Source organism: Candidatus Eremiobacterota bacterium (genome assembly GCA_031082125.1).
GTDB lineage: Bacteria > Vulcanimicrobiota > CADAWZ01 > CADAWZ01 > Ess09-12 > Ess09-12.
The window spans coordinates 80192-101220 of sequence record JAVHLM010000023.1 but is presented as its reverse complement, the minus strand read 5'-3'; the positions used below and the strand labels follow the sequence as shown (position 1 = coordinate 101220).

Sequence of the window (21029 nt, the reverse complement as noted above, 5' to 3'; positions counted from 1 at the left end):
CTATTTTCCGTAAAGCTCCTGGAACTTGGCATCAACGTACTTTTTCTGAGCCTTGCTGGAGCTTCCCTCCGAACCCAGGAGACCTATGAATTTCTCCAGCTCATTGGGGAACTTTTCGCCCTCGCTCACATGGGTGTAGACAAAGGCAAGATCGCCTGCCGCGTTGCCGGTATCCTGGCCTGCGGCCTTCTCTGCCGCCGTGAGCTTCGTGAGGAACTCCACGGCGTTGTCGCGGTCGGAGCCTTTCTTGAAGTATGACGTGACGGTCTTGTATGCCTCAAGCGAGCTTTTCGCGGGATTTGACGAGCCTTCAAAGAGCTTGTGCATATCTTTGTAGAAGCCGATCTGCTCCTTGAGATCCTCGCCCTTGTAGAGGCCCTTGTTGAGCTCCACCAGGACGGCTGCGCCGTTCTGCGGCGATTTTTCAAGCGTCGCCAGGTCGAAGAAGAGCTTGAGGGCTTCCCCGCGGCCGCCGGGCGGGAAATTGGCCTTGGTGGTCTGGTAAGCGAGGCGCGCCGTGTCAAGGCTCCCGTCGGTCTGCTCCAGGAGGCCCAGGAGGTTCTTGCTCTCCTGGGCAAGATCGTCGCCCTTCTGGCGGTTGTTGACAATGAACTTGAGGTTCTCTATGGCGTCCTTGGGCTCCATCCTGGCCCCGCCGAACTGCCCGAGGGTGGCGGCAATGGCCTCTTTCCTCTCGGAGGGCGAGAAATTCGCCTTGATGGTGGCGTAAGTTTCTCCCGCCATACCCGGCGTGACTTCAGCACCATTGGCAGAGCACTTCTTGAGATCCTCCGCCACGGAGCGAAGGCTTTCACACTCGGCAGGAATGGAATCCTTGGCGTTCAGGTTGGTAAGAACGGCATAGAGGGCATCCATGGCATCCTCGGGAGCCTTGAAGGTCTCAGTGAACTTACCGAGCTCGCCAAGTGCCTTGTCCCGCTCCTCACCGGGCGGGAGATGATTCTTGAAGGTGGCATAGGCCGAGAGGGCCGCGTCGGTGTTCTTGTTTCCGAAGTGGGAGAGGAGGCCTGAATAGAGGGCTGTCTCATTCTCGAGGCTCTCGTCGCCCGAGAGACCCCCCGCGATGAACTTCAGTACCTTCTGGGCGTCCTTGGGACTGTCCTCGACGGCCTTGAGATTCTCCAGGGCTGCCTGCTGCTCCTGGCTCAAAGGCTCCTTGGTGAAGAGGAGCTTTTTCATGAACTTGCCACCGCCTATGAGGGCCTCGGCAAACTTCCAGCCACCGTAAGTGCCCGCGACGCCGAAAAGGGCCGCGCCGGCTATTCCCCCTACGACGCCTCCCGTGCTCACTGCCGCCCACGTAAAGCCGTTGCCCATGACGCTCGCCAGGGCGCTCCCGCCGCTTCCGATGCCTGCGCCTATGATACCGCCGCCCACGACGCCGCTCCCGAGGCCTACGCCGCTCAGGATGGTTTTCGTGGTGTTGGCCAGGATCCCGTCTTTCTCCTTCTTGGCCTTCTTGCCCTTGATCTCCACCTTGTCAGTGGCGGCATGGACCTGCACGCTTCCATCGGCCTCGAGCTGGAGACGCTCAGGCATCCTTATGGGGGTGTTTGTCATCCCTCTGTCAACAGGGCTTATTTTATCCATATCATTCACCTCACCTTACGATTAATCTCACTAATACGAAACGTGCCGATCCCAGGAGTTGCTGTGAGAATTGCTGTAATTATCATGCGACCGGTAATGGGTATCGCTGTAATTGCTGTGCGACCGGTAATGGGTGTCGCTGTAATTGCTGTGAGTCCTTGAATGCACATCGGACCAGGGCGCCTTGTTGTGCGTGTTGCTCCAGGCCGGTGCGCTCTTTGACCATGGCTGGCCTGCTGACGAGTTTTTCCACTCGGGCGGTGCCGCGTTGCTCCAGGCCGGTGGCGCGGCATTGCTCCAGGGCGCCTGGTTCTGCGTGGGATGGATGATGCCGTTGATGAGCTTGAGAGCCACACCTGCCAGCACGCCTGCCAAGGTGCCTATAAGAGCGCCGCCCAGCACGCTTCCCAGGAGCGTCGAGCCCTTGGTGTTCACCTCGGCAGTCTTCTCTTCCATCTTGAAGCCGCCCAGGATGCCTCTCTGCGGCACGTTGCCGTACACCCCCACACCCTTGCCGTCAACAGGCTTTCCATTGGCGTCCACGAAGGCCGGGTCAGGGATGTCGGGGCTATTGGCCACATGGTTTGAGGGTATCTCCCCGATCTTCTTGTTCTCCATCACGGGGACTTCATACTTGTAAGTCTTGGACTGCGCATCGCCCGCCGCATAGTGGGCCGCTGCACCCATGCCGGCGCCCAGGAGCCCTCCCGTGACGCCGCCCTTGGTGACATAGTCAAGGGTGCTGTTGCTCCAGGTCCCTTCCTCTTCCTGCTTCTTATCGCCTTCGATCTCCCGTTTCACAAAATTTCCCAGCTTGTGAAACATTCCGGATTTTCCTACTTCCATGTCGGACATGCACTCACCCCCTATTCCTTGTTCAGGATAATGTCACGGAGCACCTTGACGCCTGCGGCGAGAAGGCCGCCTCCGATGGCTCCGATGGTCATGCCCACCACACCTGAGAGAAAGGTGCCCATGGTGAAGGTGGACTTGTAATCGACTGTCGTGTACTCGCCTACTTTTTCCTGCCGTACCGTAGGCGTGAACTTGAGGGACCACTTGCTCCCCATGGGATCGGCATGCTGATCATACCCCTCAAGCTTGTCCTGGTAAATGGGATGCTTGATCTCCACTTTCTCAAGCTCCGCATCACCGGCATTCCTGATGGCATTGGCCATGCCAAGAACCCCTCCCACCGCGGCGCCTCCTGCGGCACCGGCAGCGACGGCTTTGCCGAAGTCTCCCTTCGACTCGCCCTCGCCTTCAATGTTTTCTTTGAACCACCCGTGGGTCTTCTTGATGAAATCAGAAGAGTCACCCGGCGATCCAGAAACCCCTTTAATCATATGCTCAACTCCTCTCATGGCGAGAATACCTTTTCGCTCATTTTTGATTATACCACTCCAGCACCCGGGAAGGGAGAGAAAAACACCCCTTTCTTGTTAACAAAATGTTAACATCCTGCCACCGGAAGCCGCTGCAATGGTGTTCCGCGGCAAAGCCCGGGGCAGGAAGCGTCATGGAGGCTCCGCAAGGCTCTTTATAGCGGGGGTGCTGTCTATAGCCCACATGAGCTCCTCGAAAAGATGGCGGTAAAAGGAGCACATGGGGTCTTCCCTCATGACCGTGCCATGGGAGTGAAAGGCTTTGTGGGGGCATTTCCCGCTGCAGAGCCTTCTGAAAGGGCAATCCCTGCATTTTTCCAGGCCCTCGACACGGCGTGCTCTCAGCTTTGCCAGGGCGGCAGAATTATCTATCATCGCGGTGAGAGGCACCGGTGACCAGACTGTGCCGCAGGCAAACTCAGGGTACGTGCTCATTTCCTCGCAGGGATATATCTCCCCCCCTGTGCCGAAGGCAAGAATCGATCGCCCGGCACCGCAGGGTGAACGCAGGCACATGTATTCCCGCTTCTTTGAGAGCAGCGCGGCGAGATAAAGGTTGAAATCGTGGATCTTTACCCTGAGAGGGCCCTGGCTGTTGAATATCGCTGCAGCCCTGAGCATGGCCAGGGCACCCCGGGCCATGGCCCGGCCCCTCTCCTCGTCAACAGGGCAGATATCCCTGCCCCTTCCGAGGGCTGAGGAATAATTGAGCTTGAAGGAAAGGACGCCCGAGCTCACCAGGAACTCATAGGCTTCAAGATAGTCCTCCGGATCGTGCACCACGCCGATGATGCCGCAGTGAAGACCGAGCGCCTCGGCCCTTTTCACGTTTTCCCACACGTCAGAAAAAGTGCCTCTCCCGCCTGGATAGCGCCTGAAACGGTCATGGAGCGCCGGGGGGCCGTCGATGCTCACGCCCACCTTGAGATGATGGGCGGCGGCAAAGGAGATAAACTCGCCATCAAAGAGGGAGCCATTGGTCTGGAGCGAGAAATTGAGCATTTTGCCGGCATGGAGAGCCCTGCGCTCGCCATATTCCACGATGGCATAAATGTCATCCCTGTAAAGAAGTGGCTCTCCGCCGTGGAATTCCACGTAAAGGCTGTCATAGGGGATTTCCCTTATGATCCTCTCCAGTATGGCAAAGGCGGTCTCTCTGCGCAGAGAGGATCCATGTCCCTCGGCCCTGGCATAGCAGTAAGTGCAGCGGAAGTTGCAGGCATCGGTCATATGGAGGTAAAAGGACCGGGGATAGACGGGCTCGTCATCAGGAGGCCTCCACATCACGGAGGGAGGCGGGAAAAAAGACCGCCCGTCAAGAGTGATAAAGCCATGACGGTACATGGAGTCCACGATGCTCCTGAGCCTGCGGGGCTCCATTGAGGGATTGAAGGCGCAGAAAAGTGAGAACTTCAGGGGATCGAGCATCTGCCCGAGATATTCTTCCAAGCGGCGGGGGAGCACAGCCCATGACGCGGAGTCCGGGTCAATAATGAGCACCTTTTCTCCTCTCCGGGACAATGAGAGGCCTGGACGGCGCTCTAAGACATAATCCTCAAGCTCGGGGGGAAGAAAGCCCCCTTGTTCAGGCAAAGCTATGGTATCCATAATGCTCCTTTACCATCTTGAGAAATCCTCTGTCCTCATGGAGCCTTCTCATCATGAGAGGTATCAAGGTGCTTGAAAATCCGCAGAAAACCTCCCTGTCATCCCCTGAAAGAATGGCGAAGCCCTGGCGGGGGGCTGTGCAGAATGAGCGGAACAGACAGGAATGACAGCCCTCGGGGAAACGGTCTTCCATGACCTTACCGTGATGATCCAGGCTGCAGATTTCCCGCCGCGGGCCTTCCAGGTCAAAGCACGGGAAGTGCCCGGCTCCCGCAAGGCTCCGCAGCAGGGTGATAAGAGGCACCAGCAGGGGAAGGGCAAAGGGGCTTTCACCATCCCTTTCCTCGCAGAGGGCCTCAAGCATCATCGCTGCGGCATTGGCCATCACGTGCCCATGCTCCCGCGGGGAAAAATCGGGAGTAAGGGCACCCGGGTAGGGAAGATCAATATAATGGGGCAGCTTGTGCCACAGGGGTGAAAAGGCTCCGAGAGACTCAAAATCAGCGGGCCCCCTGAGGGGAACAGAGAGCCCTTCAAGCACTCCCTTCGCTGCAAGGAGTGAAAGCTCGCGGGAAAAGGGCATACCCTCCCGCGGCCGGCCTCCGCCCCCCGGGGAAGTGAGAGGAACTGACGGCCTCACCCTTATGACATTATCGGCAAAAAAGGCCGTCTCGGCATTCCCTATGCCGCCCGGCGATCCTGAGGCAAGGATTGTCATATCCCGGTAACGCCTTTCCAGGGCTCTGTCCCTTGCCTTGTGTGCCTCGGCGATATATTCAAGCCCCCCGGCAAGCCCGGGGCTGGAAAGCTCAAGTGAGACAGGGTGGCCGTATTTCTCATGAAAGATCTGCTCTACAAGATCCCCTATCACTCCGGGGGCTATTCTGGAGCCGTCACTTCCCTGGAGCGCCACAATATACCGCGAAGGAGTCGGAGGTGCCATGGCCCGGGGGGGCTCAAAAAGAGGCGGGTAGTATTCCACGTGAAGGAAGTTTCTTTCTATGAGGCTGAACAGAAGGCGCCTCGTCTCTTCCTTCGGCATCGAGGCGTTGTAAAGCACGTAGCCGAAAGGCACGGGGTGAGCCATTGATCGCACAAAACGCCCCACCATGGGGCTGAAAATAAGCCATTGGGCCGATTCCGGCTCTATGGCAAGGAGCCCCCCCTCGTCTTCCTCGAAAAAGAGATCCCTGTTGAGCATGACATACTCATGATCCCCGGGGAAATGAACGAGATGGGGGCTTGATGAAGCACGGCCCGTCAAGACAGAGGACTCTTCCCTCTGCAAAGGGGGACCGGCGCCTTCCTCAATGCAGGGGGGATAGAGCGTCTCGCTCCTCACCCCGTAGAGGGTGCCGAGATCCCTGTGAGAGACAATGCGGCGGAGCCCTGCCGGCGGCACCACGTGATAATGGAACTTCATTGGCTCTCCCCTGAGGCTCTTTTCCTCTCGGCAAGCCAGGCTTCTACCGCTCCTGCCGGCGCATTGGCAGGCATGAGCCAGATCTCGACTTTTCCCCGGGAGATATAAAAGTGGAGCTCACGGCCTTCATATCCCTCAGGGAGCTCTACCTCCCCTGCCTTGATGAATCCCATTTCATCGCTCATTGAGTCACCATCCTCTCAAGCCTTTCTTTCAGAGAGCACCGCCAGGGGGTGCGCCACTTTGATGCCGTGCACGGCGTGGAATTCTCCGCAGCCCCTCATGGCGGGATATTCCCTCCAGGGGCCTTCACATATGAGATCATACCGGCACGACAGGCACGCAGGGAACTTCATCTTATTCTCCCTGCGGGCTCTTGTCCAGTCAATGACAGGGTGTTCATGGCCAAGCTGCCTGAGCTCTGTTTCCTCATCATAAAAATGAAGCTCCACGGCATGGCTTTCATATCCCTCCAGAAAGCAGAGGGGATAGGCTTCCGTTCTTGCCGTCACTCCCAGGGCCCTGCAGGTCTCAAGTGCCTCTTTCAGGGGTGCCGTTGTCTCGCTGTACAGGGGCACCACCTCGTCAAAAAAGCGGCCTGCATTGCCAAGGGCATGGGGAAAGGCAAGGGTAATGTCGGTGACGCCGAGCTCTGCGTAAAACCGGCACAACCCGGCAAGTGAGCGGTAATTCACCTTCGAGATGACGACCTTGCCCGCCACCCCCTGCCCCAGCCTCACAAGGTTCCTGAGCCCCGCGACAGTCTCGAAAAAGCTCCCGGTCACAGAGGTGACGGCATCATGAACGACTGCCGTCGATCCATGGAGCGCCACGCAGAAGGAAAGAGGAGCCCTCTCACAGAGAGCCCGGGCATAGCGCCAGCATGCAAGGGCCCGCCCGTTGGTCTGGATGTCCACGGCATATCCGAGAGACAGGGCACTGTGCACAAGGTAAGGAAGATCATTGCGCAGCGTCGGCTCACCGCCTGTGAAGACCACAGAGCCGCATCCGCTCTGCCTGCTGTCAGCAAGCTCCGCCAGAAGGCTCGACGTGGAAAGATTTTCTTCAATCCCGCGAGCCTGGCAGAGGGCCCTGTTATCTGCCACCACGCAGTGAATGCAGTTGTTGTTGCAGGAGTACCCCACCTTGAGGTCAACTTTTTTTGCCATGGCCTGCCTTAGGTTCCTTCCGGGGCGAACATTCCCTCTTTCTCTATCCTCTCTTTCAGCGAAAAATCCTTCCCGGGGGAAGGGTTTTTCAAGGGAGGAGTCAGGGGAGAGGAGTCAGAAAACAGCAGGAGAAAGTGAAAACAAGGCTGCTATGAGAGAGAAGCTCAGGAAGCTCGTCATCCTGTTCCTCACAGGAAGAGCAAAGGCTATGGCCCGGCGCCTTATAGCCCATCTTCCCCGCGGGGGGGCCATCCTGGACGTAGGCTCAGGAACGGGGCACGTGGCGGCTGAGCTTCGCAGCGAGGGCGGCTTTGACTGCACGGAAGCCGATGTGGCGGATCTCTCCATGGGCGGTACCCATCCCGTCATATTTGACGGAGTCACTCTCCCTTTCCCTGACTCCTCCTTTGAGACTGCCCTCCTTATCTCCGTCCTCCAGTATTCCCTGGCTCCCGTCGATCTCCTCAGAGAGGTGAGAAGGGTTACCAGGGGGCCTCTTCTCATCGTGCAGCCCCTCTATAAGGGCCCTTGTGAGCGCTTTCTTCTCCAGGGCCTGGATTTTCTTCTGGGATGGTGCTTTTTCAGGCTTTTCCGCCTCCTGGGCCTCGTTTCCAGCGGAGCTGCCTCGCTTGAGTCCCGCCGCAGCTATTCCCTTCACCTTCTTGAAAAAGACCTCACCGCTGCCGGCCTTTCGGTCCTCCTCAGGGAGCAGGACTCCTGGCCGCCCTTCTGCCGGTGCCTTCTGATCTGCCGGGGAGCTGACCGGGAAAACACCGCTGTTTTTTCCCAAAAGGGGGAATAGCATGAGAGGGAAAACGACTCATCACAATGAAATGATAGAGAGAAGGCTGGTGCGCCATGGAAGAATCCCTTATCATAGAAAAGCTCAAGGCCCTGAGAAACCGCTTCAGAAAAGTGCTCTTCGCCGAGAGAACGGCGCAGGCAGCTCTTTACGGCACCGCATCGTCAATCCTGATCCTCATCTGCCTCAAGCTCGTAGGATTCGGAACCCCTGAAACCCTTTATTCTCTTGTCCCTCTATGCATTACCCTTCTGATCCCCGCGGGGATGTATTTTTTCCAGCAGATTCCTCTCATGAAAATAGCCCTCATCACTGATGAAAAGCTCCGCATGAAAGAAAGGCTCAGCACGGTGCTGGAATGGGTCACAGAGAACAAGAAGAGAACCCTCATGTTCAAAGGGCTCCTCAAGGATGCCGCGGCGAATGCCCAGAAAATATCGGCTGAGAGGACCTTCCCCTTCACGGTGCCCCGGCAGGCGCAATGGCTCATTCTCACCGCGCCCCTGGTGGTCATTCTTCTTGCCACCCCCCCCTGGGGCCTCATAAAGGTATTCACCCCGCCCCGTGAAGCCCAGCAACTGAAGGCCGTGACGGCAAAGCTCGATCTCATTGCCCAGAACCTGGAGAAAAAGGCACCGAAAACCCAGGGCGATCTGGAAATCAGGAAAAAATCCGCCGAGCTCAGAAAACTCTCCGAAAACCTCAAAAAGCCGGGAGTGGGGAAAAAAGAGGCCATGGCAAAGATAGCAGGCCTCTCGGAAAAGCTCAGGGAGGAGCAGAAAAAGGCTGAGCTCCAGAAAAACCTCATAGACAAGCTCCGCGGAGGGAGCGACGGCAGGTCCCGGGGAGGCGAGGCGAAGGACTCCGCCCCTTCTGAAAAGCTCCGGCAGATGGCAAAGGACCTCAAGAACCCTGCCCTCGGGGAAAAAGGAGCCCAGGCACTCAAGGAGGAGCTGGAAAAGATGAAAAATCTCCTCAGCGAGAACAGCAGCCTTCAGAAGGAGCTCAGCGAAGCCCTTGCCCGCATGGAAAAGAAAGACCACGGGGGCGCCTCGGAGAAGCTCGAGGAAGCGGCGGCGGGCCTTGAAAAAATGGAGGCCGGACTGAAGAGCGACAGGGAGCTCTCAAAGCTCGTAAAAGACCTTGAGCGGTGCAAATCACAGATGGCAAGCGATGACGGCCTTCCTTCAGGGGAAACGGCCGGCGAGGATGCCGCGGGAGAACAGGGCGAAGGAGGGGAGGACTCCCCGGGGAGCGCCGACGGGGAAAGGGGAAGCGACGGGAAAGCCGCAAAGGAGGCTTCACAGGTATCGCAGAAATATACAAAGTCCGGCGAAAAGAAACCGGGTGATTACGGCGTGGGCTCCACCAACAAGGAGCAGAAGGGGCAGGAAAACTCACCTGATTACTTCACCGAGAGGCAGAGCTCTAAAACGAGCCACTGGAACGAGCTCTACGAGAAATTCTACGACGCCGAGCGCCACGAGAAGGAGAGCGCCCTCACCAAAGTGAAGGGTCAGCGGTCGGGGTCTCAGGGAGCCATCCTCTCGAAAGAGGTGAAAGGGGGAATTCCCGCCGCGGGAACCATTGAGAACAATCCCAGGAAGCTCTATGCGGCGTACAAGGGAAAAGCGGAGGAATCGGTGGGGAAAGAGAAGATTCCAAGAGAGTACAGGGCACTCGTGAAAGACTACTTCAAGGAGATAGAACCGGGAAAATGAAAAGAAAGCGCCATGCCGCTCCGGCCCTTATGATCATCGCAGGAATCGCAGTCTTCATGACCCTCCTCTCCTCCCCTGCCCATGCGAGAAGGCGCTATTCCAACTATTCAAATTACTACCAGTGCGAATCGAACCTCCGGAACCTTGCCACGGCACTTGAGATGTATGCTACTGACAACGGAGGGGAATACCCCGAGGTGCTCTCCCCCATAATGCCGGCCTATATCAACATCATCCCTTCCTGCCCCGCCATGGGCGTTGATACTTACAGCTGCGGCTACAAGAAGACGGGGAGGGAGTTCCAGCTCTACTGCCTCGGGAAAAATCACCCGGAACTCCCTGAGAACATGCCGGCCTATGATTCAAAACTGGGAATCCAGACAGGGAATTACAATTACAGCTACAATACTCCGGGCGAGGAGCACAAGACCGACACGGCGGCATCGCTGGTGATGCTCGGGATTCTCACGGTAATCTCCTACCTTATTTACCGGAAAAAATAGCAGGTTCCGAAAGAGAGGCCCCCATGAACATAGAAGAACGGGTGCGGGAATTCGGCAAGAAATTCTCCGTCATCAGGGAAGAGATTCAGAAGACCATCGTGGGCAACACCGAGGTCATTGACCACGTGCTCCTCTCGCTCATCGCCGACGGCCACGTGCTCCTCGAGGGAGTGCCGGGCCTGGGGAAGACACTCCTGGTAAAAACCATAGGGCAGGTGCTGAACCTGAGCTTCAGCAGGGTGCAGTTCACACCCGACCTGATGCCGGCTGACATCACCGGCACTTACCTGGTGATGGAGAAGCCTGACGGGAAGAAGGGCTTTGAGTTTCAGAGAGGCCCCCTCTTTGCCAACCTGGTCCTTGCGGACGAGATCAACAGGGCCACGCCGAAGACACAGAGCGCCCTCCTTGAAGCCATGCAGGAGCACAACGTGACGGTCTCGGGGACACTCCATCCCCTCCCGTCACCGTTCTTTGTGCTGGCCACACAGAACCCTATCGAGATGGAAGGGACGTACCCCCTCCCTGAAGCGCAGGTTGACAGGTTTTTCTTTAAAATAGTGGTGCAGTTCCCTGATCACGCCGAGCTTGTGTCCATAATTGACAGGACCACCGCCGAGGTGAGGCCTGCCCTCTCCAAAGTGGCCGACGGTGAATCGATCCTCGAGATGCGGACTCTCAGCAGGGAGATCCTGATCGCCACACCGGTAAAAAACTATGTGGCAACCCTCATCCTTGCCACCCACCCTGAAAGGGAACAGGCCATCTCCATGGTGAAGCGCTTCCTGAGATACGGCGTGAGCCCCCGGGGAGCCCAGACCCTCACCCTTGCGGGAAAAGTGAGGGCTCTCATGCATGGACGCTTCAATGTGAGCTTTGAAGACATTCAGGCCTGTGCGGTGCCTGCCCTGCGCCACCGCCTCATCCTGAACTTCGAGGGCGAAGCCGAGGGAATCTCTTCAGATACAATCGTGCAGCAACTCCTTAAAGAGGTGGCATATGAACAAGAGGCAGCTCCCCTGCGCTAGGTGGGCCTGTATCGCCATACTGTGCATACTGTCTTTCAACATCAGCGCTGAAGCCCGTACAATCGTTGACATGAAGGCCTATCCTGCTATTGGCAGCTACCATAAGCACAAGAACACCCTCCCCCTCTGCGTGGAAATCCGCAACCTCGGAAGCGCCTTCAAGGGGACGCTTGAAGTGAGCAACAGGCAGGCTTACCGCAAGAATGCCGGCCTTATCATGAGGCAGGTGAACCTCCCTCCCCAGTCGTCCAAGCAGCTTTTTCTCTACGTGCCCGACTTCGAATCCTATGCCCCCACCGTGAAGGTGGAGCTCAAGGCAAGGCGCCAGATCATTGCGGAAGCGTCGCTTACCCTCAACCACATATACCCGAAGGACTTTCTTGTCCTCGTGTTCTCGAAGGAACAGGCGGGCTTTGAATACCTCACCAATCCGAGGCTCAAGGCCGTTGTCGGGAAAGATGCCCAGGTAAGCATCGTCTATCCCTCCACATCCCATCTCCCCCTCAACTGGGCCGGTTATGAGAGCGCCAACGCCATACTCCTCTGCAACTATCCCTCGCTCTCCTTCACTCACGAGCAGAAAAAAGCCCTCTGCGACTGGGTCCTCTCGGGAGGAATGCTTTTCGTCTCATCGAGCCTCTCTCCCGGGGAATTCAAAGGATCGTCCATTGAACAGCTTCTCCCCGTGAAGGAGGAGGGCACCGGGGAGACGAGGGCTCTTCCTGCCCTTGAGGCTTACTGCAAGGCTCCCCTCACCCTCACGGAGCCTCTGCCCCTCTGCAAGGTGAAGAATTATGGCGGCACGGTGATGCTCACCGAACAGGGTGCCCCCCTGCTGGTGAAAAAACGCTTCGGCAGAGGTATTGTCTATTATTTTGCCTGTGACATCACCAGGCCCCCCTTCACGACGTGGACGGGCACCATTGACTTCTGGGCCAGGATTTTTTCCGACATGCACACCTCTGGGAAAGAGGGAGCCCGTGGCGACGACTCATACCCCCTTTCCAATCCCCCCGAGATCGATCCGCCTTCATTCAAGAATCTCAGCTATTTCCTCTTCTTCTATATACTCATCGTGGGACCCCTCAACTACATGGTGCTCAAGAAAAAGGATCTCATGCTCCTCACCTTTCTGACGGTGACCGTCATCTCCCTGGTCTTTTCCCTTTCCAGCTTCATGTACGGCTATTTCACCAAGGGCTCGGAGACAATATTCAGAATCATCTCGCTCTGCGAGGTTCAGAAAAACCTCCCGGCGGCTCCCATGACCTCCTATTACTCCCTTTTCTCGCCGGGCCTCTCGCGGTATGCCATCGAGATGAACAATCCCCAGGCCATCACGTGGGAGATCACCCCTCCCGAGGATAAAAGCTTCACTCTTGAATGGAAGGAGGGGCCGGAGCTGCGGGACCTCACCCTTGATATGTGGTCAATGAGGCGTTTCAAGGCACGGCAGGTCATTCCTGTCGCGGGAGCCATAGAATGCTCTCTCAACGAAGAGGGGGACCTTCTTTCCGGAAGCATTACCAACGGCATGGACCTGACCCTCTCCGACTGCATGCTCCTTTATCATTCCAGGATCACGCCGGCATTCACCCTCAACCGGGGGAGCCAGCGCATCTCGCTCAGGCTCTCGCAGCCCCTCAACACGCCTTACGACCTGGGCTCCTGGTTTACCAGGACCTGGCATCTCAATGACGACGATCCCGCCTATGACAGCAAAAAAGAGCATGTATCATTCCTGTTGAATTTCAGCTCCACCTACCGGCCGGCCCGCACCAGGGACGATCCCGTTATTCTGGGCTGGTCCGATCAGAACGTATCGGGCATCACCCTGTCAAAGCACGGGGCGACAGTGGAAGAGAGCACTTTCTTTATCATCACCGGCCGGAGTGCCGGGAAAGAGAGTACAGGCAAGTGATAGAGCTCAGAAGCCTCACCAAGCATTTCAAGAACCACCAGGCAGTGAAAGAGATAAGCCTCAGGATAGAAAAAGGCGACGCTTTCGGCTTTATAGGGCCGAACGGCGCGGGAAAGACCACTACCATAAAGATGATGGCGACGCTGCTCCCTCCCACCTCAGGCGAAATGTATATCGACGGGATCTCCGTGACGGAGGAGCCTGAAAAAGTGAGGGAAGTGATTGGCTACATGCCCGATCACTTTGGAGTTTACGACGGGATGAAGGTGGGGGAGTACCTGGATTTCTTCGCCGCCGCTTTCAGGAAAAGCAAGAACGAGAGAAAACGGCTCATCGGCGATGTCCTTGAGCTCACCGATCTCACGGGGCTGAAAGAATCGCCCATCGAGGTCCTTTCCACCGGCATGAAGCAGCGTCTCTGCCTCGCGAAGACGCTCCTGCATGATCCCAAGGTGCTGATCCTTGACGAGCCTGCGTCAGGACTGGACCCGAGAGCAAGGATTGAGCTGAAGGTGCTCCTTAAGGAGCTCTCCACCATGGGAAAGACCATCTTCATCTCCTCCCACATCCTGCCAGAGCTCGCAGACTACTGCAACAAGATCGGGATCATAGAGAAGGGAAGCCTTATAGCCTGCGGATCTGTGCAGAGCATCATTGAAAAGACAAGGACCATGGCGAGCTACAAGATCAGGGTGCTTGGTGACACCGTCCGCGCCGCGGCAATGCTGAAAGAGGATCCCATGGTCGGCGAAGTCGAGGAGGTAAACGGCCACCTCCGCTTCAGCTGGCAGGGAGAAAAGGACAGCATTGCCGGCCTTATCGAGGCCCTTGTGATGAAAAAAGCGGGACTCCTGGGAATCTGGGAGGAAGAGACCAATCTTGAGGATGTATTCATGCAGATTACAAAAGGAGACATGGCGTAATGACCTCCCTCTTGCGCAAGAACTGGTTTTCCAACCTTTCCAATCCGATCCTTTACAAAGAGCTGAGCATAGGCCTCCGTGACAGGAAGATATTCATCACCCAGACGGTGTACCTCACCATTCTCTCCATCGCGCTCTGCCTTATCGTCATGGAGGCCTCCGATTCAGGATATCCCCAGAACACTGCCGATATCGGGAAAACCATCTTCATGGCTCTTTTCTGGATACAGCTCTTCCTCGTGGTGATAATCGCCCCCTCGCTCACCTGCGGCTGTATCTCAACGGAGAAGGAGAAAAGAACTTACGAGCTCCTCATCGGCTCCCTTCTCACCCCCGCGGAGATCATCTCGGGGAAGCTCATCCATGGCCTCGCCTACATCTTCCTGCTCCTCATCTCATCGCTGCCTATCACGGCAACGGTCTTCTTCCTCGGCGGCGTCTCGCCCCTGCAGATAGTGGGCGGCTACTTTGTCATATTTGCCCTGGGATTTCTCTGCTGCCAGATCGGCCAGTTTTTTTCCGTAAGGGAGAACAAGACTGCCAATGCCACCAACCAGAGCTACCTTCTCATCTTTTTCGCAAGCATAGCCGTTGTTCCCAGCATCGGCGTGATATGGAGCTATTATGCCTACCAGGGAACCTTCAACAACGTTCTCCAGTACAAGTCGCTCTCATTCCCGCTCTGGATTTACCTCGCCGTGAACTTCATCCTCGTGGCCGGCTTCCTCTTCAGCAAGACGGTGAACTACATATACCACCAGGCCAGAAACATGAGATACCTGAGCATTTTTTTCCTGATCGGGTATCTCTTCAACCTCACGGTCCTCTCGGGAGCTTTTGCCAACGGGCGCACCGACCCTGACGAACTCGGGGCCTTCTTCACTTTTCTCATCATGGTGAACCTTTTTCTCCCCGGATTCTTCGGAAACCGCCCCACCTTCCCCTCGAAAAGGGAATACAGGGCCCATATGAAGTCGGTTTTTTCAAAGCCCTATTTCATGCCCATTCTCTTTGGTCTCGCCGGCATTATCCCCGTGCTCCTGGTAAGCTATGAGCTGCCCGGTGACAAATCACCCCTCATGCCGAGCTTTTTCCTGAACCTCTTCTTCGTGCCTGCCTTCTTTGCCCTCGTAAGGGGTATTCACAGGATACTGAAAGGCTCTCTCCCCTTTGCATTCTTCTATTACCTCATGCTCATCGTGACAGCCTTTCTTCCCTACCTCACCATGCTGGGAGAAGAGGGCCATACCAAGATATCGAGCCTCTCCACCTTCCAGTTCCTCTCCCCCACCATCGCCATGGGCTCGCTCTGGGCCACGAGGGACTTTCCCGTGCTTGCCATGACTCCTTTCGGCACAATACCCATGTACATGTGCTCCCTTGTAGCTTACCTGGTGCTGCTTTTTATCGTGGGACTCCTTTATATGGCTGCCATGAAGAAACACTCCAAGAGGCAAAACTTTTGAAGGAAACAGAACTTCTTACGCCGGAATTCCTGAAAAAGCTGAAACTCCTTCAGATCATGTCCAAGAAAGTGGCCTGGGGAACTCAGAAAGGTGAGCACACCAGCAGCCAGAAGGGCCGGTCCCTGGAGTTTTCCGATTTCAGGAACTATGTGCGCGGCGATGACATCCGCTATATTGACTGGAACATTTATGGCCGCCTGGAGAAGCTCTTTCTCAAGCTCTTTGTCGAGGAGCTCGACCTTATCGTCTATCTCCTCATCGATACGAGCGCCTCAATGTCGCTGGGCGGGGAGGAAAAGCTGCACTATGCGAAAAAAATAGCAGCCTGCATCTCTTTCATCGCCCTCTCACACTTTGACAGGGTGAGCATCGCCGCCATGGACGAGGGGATCAGTCTCTATCAGCCTCCCCTCAGGGGCACCAACCAGATTTTCCAGTGCTTCAGGTTTCTCAGCGGCCTCAGGCCCCGGGGGAAAACCTCCCTGGGCGCCTCCCTTCTCTCCTTCGGCAGGAAAAAGCTCAGGCCCGGGCTGGTGGTGGTCCTCTCCGACTTCCTGCAGGAAGGCGAGTTCTTCGAGGGATTGAGCTTTCTTCTCTACGAAAAATACTCCCTCTTCCTCATCCAGGTCCTCGATCCCCTTGAGAAAAACCCTGTGATAGAAGGAGATCTCAAGCTGGTGGATATTGAGACAGAGTCTGCCAGGGAGGTGACGGTGAGCGAGCGCCTCCTCGCCGCGTACCGGAGAAACTTCCAGAGACACACGGAAAAAATTGAGCAATACTGTGCCAGGCACGGCGCAGGCTTCCTCCAGACCACGACAGATACGCCCTTCGAGGAGATAGTGCTGAAATACCTCAGGATGGGGAGGCTCCTCGCATGAACTGGCTCCATGGCGGTGCTCTTGCCCTGCTCCTCCTTATCCCCCTCATCCTCATCTTTTATCTGATGAAGCTGAAGAGAAAGGAGCTTCCCGTCTCCTGCGCCTTCCTTTGGAACAAGGCGATGGAGGAGGCAAAGGTGGATTCCTTTTTTCAGAAGCTGAGGAGCAACCTGCTGCTTTTCCTCCAGCTGCTTTTCATTATCCTATTGGCGGCGAGCCTTGCCCGCCCTTATATCAAATCCCTCAGGAACCTTCCTCCCCGCATGATCTTCGTGCTGGACTGCTCGGCGAGCATGGAGGCAAGGGAGGGGAGAAAGACCCGCTTTGAGCTTGCCAGGGAGCAGATTACCCATATGGTGGAGGGAGCCCAGAGAGGCACCTTCTTTGTGCTTATCACCGCTACTTCAAGAACCCGTCTTGAGACCGGCTTTACCGATGACAAGCAGGCGTTCCTGACCATCCTGAGAGGCATACAGCCCCGTGATACAGGGACAGTCCTTGAGCCTGCGCTGGCCCTTGCAACGTCCCTCGTGAAAACCCATCCTGACGCGCAGATATTCCTCTTCTCCGACGGCGGGGGCGATCTTCCCTCGCTGTGGAGCCGCTACGGCGGGGTCCTGCACTATGAGCCCGTGGGGAAATCCGTGCGCAACCTCGGCATCACGGCTTTTGACATGAGAAAGACCAGGAAAGGCTTTCAGCTCTTTCTTACCGTGAAAAATTTCTCACCCCAGCCTGAAAACACGCTTATTTCGCTTATGGCGGGGACCTCGGTGCGCGAGGCCCGCGAAGTGGCCCTCGCGCCAGGGGAACAGAAATCCTACATCTTCGACATCACCGGGGATCAGAGCGGCTCGCTCGAGGCGGTCCTTGACATGGACGATGATCTTCCCGTGGACAACAGGGTCTTTGCCGTCATCCCCGCCGTGAAGCCCACTCAGGTTCTTCTCGTGACAGGTGGAAACCCTTTCCTGGAAAAGCTTCTCCAGCTTATGAGCGGCTGCGAGGTACGAAAGACTCCTTCGCCCTCCGGGAAGGATCTTGCAAAAGCCGATCTCGTCATCTGGGACTCCACGGAAGTGAAGAAGCTGCCTGAAGGGAGAGCCCATCTTTTCCTTCACTGCAGGTTTCCGGAGAAGCTCATCACCACAAAGGGCCCGGTAAAATTACCCGGAGGGCTCTCATGGGACAAGAGCCACCCCGTCAACAGGTTTCTTGACTACTCAACCCTCACTGTTGCAGAAGCGGATCAGATCACCCTCCCCCCGTGGGGGAAAGCCCTTGTGAGCTCCGACAGGACACCCCTCATCATGCTCCTTGAAAAGGGAAGCCACCGTTCAATAGCCACGGGGTTCGACGCATACCGGAGCGACCTTTTCCTCTCGCCCCTCTTTCCCATGCTCATGGAAAATATCTTTGACTGCCTCCTTGACGGCAGGAGCAGCACCTCGCCGCATCTTTTGAGGAGCGAGGAGAGCGTCTCCCTTGAAAGGGAGCGTGAGGGGGACAGGCTGAAAGTGGTCCTCCCCTCGGGCCTGCAGAGAACAATTATCGCCGGCACCGCGGCACCTTTTTTCACCGATACGGCGAAAGTCGGCATTTATACCATCAAGGCCAAAAGAGAGCGCTCTTTCGCAGTGAACCTCCTCGATGAAGGAGAGTCAAAAATTGCACCCTTCATCTCCCCGGAGGGACCTCAGGCTGCACATGCTGCAACAGCCTCGTCATCGCCGATGATCATAGAATTCTGGAAGCCCCTTGCCTTCACGGGCCTGCTGCTCCTCCTTCTCGAATGGAGCTGTTTCCACAGGAGGAGGCAGTAATGAAGTTCATCGGATTCACCAATCCCCTCATGCTCCTCCTGCTCATAGGCATCGTTCCCCTCTGGCTCTGGAGCGCCCGTTCCCAGGCAGATCTCTCGGCGCTGAGGAAAAAAATTTCCCTGGCAGTGAGAATTGTCATCTACGCATGCCTTGTCCTGGCCCTGGCAGGCATGAGGATTTACCTCCCCACCGACGAGCTTTCGGTGGTATTCCTTGTCGATGACACGGAGAGCGCCCCCGAGAACCACAGGGCCTTCGCCCACAGGTTCATCGAGGAGAGCATCGGCCACGCAAGGGCCAAGGACGGCATACAGGTTGCCCTTTTCGGAGAAGATGCCTATCTTGACCAGGTCATCGATGCCTCAAGAAAGGTGGTCACCCTCTCCACCCTGGTGAGGAGGGAGCACACCGACATATCACAGGCCGTCAACTTTGCCCGGGCACTCTTCCCCGAGGGTGTGGCAAAAAGAATCGTCCTTGTGAGCGATGGGAATGAGACTATCGGCAAGGCTGGCGAGGAGGGAGGCCTCTCGGGCATAAGGAACACTGAGCTCTGGACCGTTCCCTACCCGTCTGAGAAAAAACAGGAGGTTCTGGTAAAGAGGATCGATCTTCCCGAGACCTGCACTATCAATGAGCCCTTTGAGCTCAGGGTTGCCGTGGAGAGCACCGCGGCGGCAGAAATCAAGATGAAGGTCTTCATGAACGGCACGATGAGAGCCCATGAAAGCCTGAGTCTCCACCCCGGTGAGAACATCTTTTTCCTCACTCAGAAAGTGAGCAAGGCCGGCACCTGTTCCTTCGAGGTTCTCATAGAGCCGGAAGAGGACTCTATCGTGAAAAATAACCGCGCCACGGCAATCGCCTTTGTCAAGGGAACGCCCAAGGTGCTCTATCTTTCAGAGAATAATCCGGGACCTGTAGCGGGACTCCTTGCTGACGCCGGCATGAAGGTGGAATGCGGGGATGCCCGCACTCTTCCCATAAGGCTCGAGGATTTTCACGATTATAACACCCTCATATTCAGCAATCTCTCTGCCCTGAGCCTCTCAGAGAAGCAGATGCGTCTCGTGAAAAGCTACGTCAACGACATGGGCGGCGGCTTTCTCATGATCGGGGGGAAGAACAGCTTTGGAATAGGCGGCTACTACGACACGCCCGTGGAAGAGGTGCTTCCTGTCACGATGGATGTGAGGAAAAAAAAGATGCTTCCTCAGGCAGCCATCGTGCTGGTCATTGACAAATCGGGAAGCATGAGCGAAGCGCAGGGCGGCGTGGAGAAAGTGGTCCTCGCAAGAGAGGCGGCAATCGCCACCATAGAGATGGTGAATGCCCGGGACAGCATCGGGGTAATAGCCTTCGACTCGGCCTCCAAATGGATCACGCGCCTCTCACCGGCAAAACACAGGGACAAGATGATAGAAAATGTTGCCACCATCAGAGCCGGGGGAGGCACAAACCTCTATCCCCCGCTGGAGAGCGCCATCAACGAGCTCGACCGCTCCCAGGCGGCCCTCAAGCATATCATCGTCCTCTCCGACGGCAGGACAGAGTCGGGAGACTTCCTGACCCTGGTCAAGAGGGCCAACACCCGGAAAATCACTCTCACCACGGTGGCAATAGGGAGCGATGCCGATATAGAGTTCCTCAGGGGGCTGGCGGAAAAGGGAAAGGGGCGGGCGTACTACACGGACGATGCCAGCCTTCTGCCCAGGATATTCGTCAAGGATACCTTTATCGCTTCACGGTCCGCCGTGGTGGAGGAGCCCTTCAGGCCCCTGCTGAGAGAATCACACCAGGCTTTTTCCGGCATTGATTTCTCGCAGATTCCGGGCATGGCGGGATATTGCCTTTCGACGGAAAAACCCACCTCCACCGTGGTCCTCGTATCGCACAAGAATGACCCCATACTTGCCCTTGGAAGGAGCGGTCTCGGGAAATCAGCGGCATTCACCAGCGATGAGGGAGAGCACTGGGCCCCCTCCCTCTTCACATGGGAGGGAAGCCGCCCCTTCTGGCTCCAGCTGGTGCGCTGGACATTCCCCTCGGTGGAGAGCGGCAATTATTCAGTAGCGCTCAGCCACGAGGGAGAAAAATGCACCATAAGGCTTGAAGCCCAGGATGAAGAGGGAGAGTACCTCAATTTCCTTGAGTTTTCAGCACGGGTCATCACTCCCGATCTCTCACCCCTCGATGCAAGCCTCCATCAGGTGGGGCCCGGCGCGTATGAAGGCAGCTTCAAAGCTCTTGCGTCAGGCAGCTATATAGTGAACATCAGGGAAAAAGGGGGGGGCGGAAAAACCTGTGCCCTCTCGATTCCCTATTCACCGGAATACAGGGATTACAACCCTAACACCTTTCTGCTTCATCGTCTTGCAGAGTCAACAGGAGGCCGCTACAATCCAAAGCCGGCAGAGATTTTCACCCACCCCCGGAAAAAGGCCCACAGGGCCGTGGAGATATGGGAGACCCTCCTCCTCTCTGCCCTGCTTCTTTTCCCTCTTGACGTGGGCCTGAGAAGAGTCTCCCTTCCCAGGGGATGGCTCCAGGGGCTCCTGAAAAGCATGGGAACCCCGAGAAAGCCCCATGAGCGCTCTGAAAGCCTTGAGACTATCGAGGCCCTTAAAATAGGGAAGAAAAAGCTCAGAGACCGCTACAAGGGCACCACGCTCGGCAGGGACGACCTGATAGAGACTCCCAGGGAGGAATCCCTGCCCCGGCAGGCAGAGCTGGCACCTCCAGCGCCTGAGACTCCCGCGACCGGG

General features: G+C 56.6%; 17 protein-coding genes. 10 read left to right on the top strand and 7 right to left on the bottom strand.

Going from position 1 to position 21029, the window contains the following annotated elements; genetic code table 11:
* From RDV48_22335 to RDV48_22305, 7 genes are all read right to left on the bottom strand, one after another.
* Positions 1-1611 carry a hypothetical protein gene (locus RDV48_22335; GenBank protein ID MDQ7825555.1) on the bottom strand — a complete coding sequence of 537 codons (1611 nt, stop codon included), beginning with the start codon at positions 1609-1611 and terminating at the stop codon, positions 1-3.
* Positions 1612-1641: 30 nt separating this feature from the next.
* Complete coding sequence (locus tag RDV48_22330) at positions 1642-2466, bottom strand: hypothetical protein (protein ID MDQ7825554.1); 825 nt, start codon at positions 2464-2466, stop codon at positions 1642-1644.
* Positions 2467-2477: 11 nt separating this feature from the next.
* Positions 2478-2957: a hypothetical protein gene (locus RDV48_22325; GenBank protein MDQ7825553.1), complete on the bottom strand. Its 480-nt coding sequence runs from the start codon at positions 2955-2957 to the stop codon at positions 2478-2480.
* Between the two features lie 171 nt (positions 2958-3128).
* Positions 3129-4604, bottom strand: coding sequence for a radical SAM protein (locus RDV48_22320; protein ID MDQ7825552.1), 1476 nt, complete (start codon positions 4602-4604; stop codon positions 3129-3131).
* Positions 4582-6027, bottom strand: coding sequence for a hypothetical protein (locus tag RDV48_22315; GenBank protein ID MDQ7825551.1), 1446 nt, complete (start codon positions 6025-6027; stop codon positions 4582-4584). Before RDV48_22315 ends, RDV48_22320 begins: the two co-directional genes overlap by 23 nt.
* Positions 6024-6212, bottom strand: coding sequence for a hypothetical protein (locus RDV48_22310; GenBank protein MDQ7825550.1), 189 nt, complete (start codon positions 6210-6212; stop codon positions 6024-6026). The genes RDV48_22315 and RDV48_22310 overlap by 4 nt, the downstream gene beginning before the upstream one ends.
* A gap of 15 nt (positions 6213-6227) precedes the next feature.
* On the bottom strand, positions 6228-7196 hold the full coding sequence (locus RDV48_22305; GenBank protein ID MDQ7825549.1) for a radical SAM protein: 969 nt from the start codon (positions 7194-7196) through the stop codon (positions 6228-6230).
* 151 nt (positions 7197-7347) lie between these two features.
* Between RDV48_22305 and RDV48_22300 the strand changes: the two genes are divergently transcribed.
* The 10 genes from RDV48_22300 to RDV48_22255 all read left to right on the top strand — a co-directional run.
* Entirely contained in the window at positions 7348-7998 is a 651-nt protein-coding gene (locus RDV48_22300) for a methyltransferase domain-containing protein (protein ID MDQ7825548.1), read from the top strand.
* A 56-nt stretch (positions 7999-8054) separates the two neighbouring features.
* The gene (locus RDV48_22295) at positions 8055-9719 is read left to right on the top strand and encodes a hypothetical protein (protein ID MDQ7825547.1); all 1665 of its coding nucleotides are present in this window, start codon (positions 8055-8057) and stop codon (positions 9717-9719) included.
* Positions 9716-10222, top strand: a complete 507-nt coding sequence (locus RDV48_22290) for a hypothetical protein (GenBank protein ID MDQ7825546.1) — start codon at positions 9716-9718, stop codon at positions 10220-10222. Before RDV48_22295 ends, RDV48_22290 begins: the two co-directional genes overlap by 4 nt.
* 23 nt (positions 10223-10245) lie before the next feature.
* Positions 10246-11250 (top strand): MoxR family ATPase, encoded by a 1005-nt coding sequence (locus tag RDV48_22285; GenBank protein MDQ7825545.1) that lies wholly within the window; start codon positions 10246-10248, stop codon positions 11248-11250.
* Positions 11222-13171 carry a hypothetical protein gene (locus tag RDV48_22280; GenBank protein ID MDQ7825544.1) on the top strand — a complete coding sequence of 650 codons (1950 nt, stop codon included), beginning with the start codon at positions 11222-11224 and terminating at the stop codon, positions 13169-13171. The genes RDV48_22285 and RDV48_22280 overlap by 29 nt, the downstream gene beginning before the upstream one ends.
* The gene (locus RDV48_22275) at positions 13168-14094 is read left to right on the top strand and encodes an ABC transporter ATP-binding protein (protein ID MDQ7825543.1); all 927 of its coding nucleotides are present in this window, start codon (positions 13168-13170) and stop codon (positions 14092-14094) included. The genes RDV48_22280 and RDV48_22275 overlap by 4 nt, the downstream gene beginning before the upstream one ends.
* Positions 14094-15560 (top strand): ABC transporter permease subunit, encoded by a 1467-nt coding sequence (locus RDV48_22270; protein ID MDQ7825542.1) that lies wholly within the window; start codon positions 14094-14096, stop codon positions 15558-15560. The genes RDV48_22275 and RDV48_22270 overlap by 1 nt, the downstream gene beginning before the upstream one ends.
* On the top strand, positions 15557-16441 hold the full coding sequence (locus tag RDV48_22265; protein MDQ7825541.1) for a DUF58 domain-containing protein: 885 nt from the start codon (positions 15557-15559) through the stop codon (positions 16439-16441). The genes RDV48_22270 and RDV48_22265 overlap by 4 nt, the downstream gene beginning before the upstream one ends.
* Positions 16438-18264 (top strand): VWA domain-containing protein, encoded by a 1827-nt coding sequence (locus RDV48_22260; GenBank protein MDQ7825540.1) that lies wholly within the window; start codon positions 16438-16440, stop codon positions 18262-18264. The genes RDV48_22265 and RDV48_22260 overlap by 4 nt, the downstream gene beginning before the upstream one ends.
* Positions 18264-21029 (top strand): VWA domain-containing protein (locus RDV48_22255; protein ID MDQ7825539.1); only part of this gene is annotated, 2766 nt, incomplete at its 3' end. The genes RDV48_22260 and RDV48_22255, both read left to right, overlap by 1 nt.